The 2,016-nt window shown below is 64.4% G+C and carries 1 protein-coding gene; it reads right to left on the bottom strand.

The genetic code is table 11. The features are described 5' to 3' along the window. Nucleotides 1-312: 312 nt before the first annotated feature. The coding region (locus RMO40_RS17760) for a hypothetical protein (protein ID WP_309724277.1) at nucleotides 313-2,016 on the bottom strand (1,704 nt) is incomplete at its 5' end.

Raw genomic sequence — 2,016 nt, 5'->3', positions numbered from 1 at the left:
ATGAACGCATCCAGGGCCAACTACGCACCACCGACGACGCCGCCGCCCTGGCGGAGCGACGCGAGCTGGTGGTCCAGGTCTATCAGGAAGGCCGGAGCTTCTGGCTCAAGTTACGGCGTTGAAGATGTCAGATCGCGCGGTGCGCGGTGCGCGGTGCGAGGTGCGAGGTGCGAGGTGCGAGGTGCGAGGTGCGAGGTGCGAAGTTCTTTTTGTGAACGGTCGCCTTACTCGACGACCGTTGCTGACCACTGGGATCTCCAGGCACTCAACTTCGCACCTCGCACATCGCACTTCGCACGCCGTAGCGCTCCGCTACGGCACCGCATTGATCGTGTAATAGATCACATTGCTCGCCATCTCACCCGCCGCAGTCTCCAGCTTGTAGGTGATCTTGAGCTGATCGATCGGCTTGAGCCCAGGGATGCCCACGGTGATGGTGCGACCATCCGCCGAAAGCGTCACCGCGCTTGGCACGATGGTATCGTGCCCGGTCTTGCCGTCGGACGGCTTGAGCTCCGGCGAGCCGTAGTTGCCCGACCACTTATAGTTCCACGCCTCGATAGCGAGATTGTCAGGCGAGGCCGCATCCTTGGCCAAGGCGTCGGTGAAGGTGATCTCGATGGCGTCCTTGCGGGTGCGGATGGTCTTCGGCAGGTTGGCCGGCTTGCCGGTCCAGCGCACGCGCTGGAAGGCGCCCGGCTGGGTGCCGCTGGTCTGCCAGCCGCGCATGCCGGCGACATAGACCTGACCATCGAGCGGATGCTGACGGATGCGCATCACGCCGGAGACGAAGTTCAGCGGCAGTTTGACGGCGCCGCCCTGCATCTTCCCGTTCACCTCCTCGTGATAGCAGATGAAGAACGTGCCTTTGCCATACGAGGTGTGCAGCAGTTGGCCGTCGAACGGTCCCCATTTGCTGCCGCTGACCCAGCCCTCACCACCGCTGCTGTTGTCCATCTGCATGGGCAGCCAGAACAGCGGTTTGTCGAAATCGGTCGGCGCCGTTTCACGGTGGGCGGCGGGAACCATGCCATAGAAGCCGCCCGGTTTCACCCAGCTCACCTTGCACGCCGGCATCCAGTGGCCCTGGTTGTCGCTGAAGGTCAGTTCATCATTCGGCCCCATGCCCAGGCCATTTGGTGCACGCAATCCGGTGGCGATCACCTCGAGCTTCGAGCCATCCTTGGCGACCTTCATCATGCAGCCCTGGTGAGGACTGGTGACGTTGGGCGGCCACGGCGAACCCTTGGCATAGTAGAAGTTGCCGGCGCGGTCGGTCTGCAGGTCGAGCGCGAACTCATGGTAGTTGTTGGTCACCACGCAGTCGTTGTTGAGGTTCTGGTAGAAGTCGGCCTCGCCATCAGCATTGCGGTCGTGCAGCACGGTGAGCTGCTCGCGGCCGAGCACGTGCACCAGGCCATCGACGATCTTCAGCCCGAGCGGCTGGAACATGCCGGTGGCGAAACGCTGCCAGGTCGGGGTCTCGCCCTTGGCGAAATGGGCGACGATCCACACGTCGCCATCCATGGTGCAGATGGCGGCCCGACCGTCGGGGAAGAAATCGAAGCCGCTGGTGCGCATGTAGGATTTCCACGCGTTCTCATACGGCACCGCGATGGTGTCGATCACGTAGGGACCATCTCCGGTGCCCTCGGTCAGCGTGGTGGTCAGCGGTTTGCCCCAGCGCGGCGCGCCGCCCTTGGTGTGGTCCGCGAGATCGCGCGGCGTGGGCGCGTAGGCCGCTACCGCGGCGGTGATCGTCGCCTTCTCGCCACGGCCATGGATGAGCTCGAAGCGGCGCGGCTTGGCATCAGGCGCCAGGGCCAGGTGCAGACGCCCACCCTGCGCCACGAAGCTCGCACCCGCAGGCGCGCCCACCAGCGACACCACCGTGACCAGGCCATCCTTGTCGATGCTCGCCGTGGTGCCGGCGATGGTGACCACCGCGTCATCCATTTCCGCCACCAGCATCAGCAACGCCTCGCTGGTGGGCTGGAGATTGAAGGAGCGCTGGAA

It is taken from the genome of Rhizobacter sp. (assembly GCF_031412075.1).
GTDB lineage: Bacteria > Pseudomonadota > Gammaproteobacteria > Burkholderiales > Burkholderiaceae_C > Rhizobacter.
The sequence above is the reverse complement of the archived record's forward strand: the minus strand, read 5'-3'. Positions and strand labels throughout refer to the sequence as shown.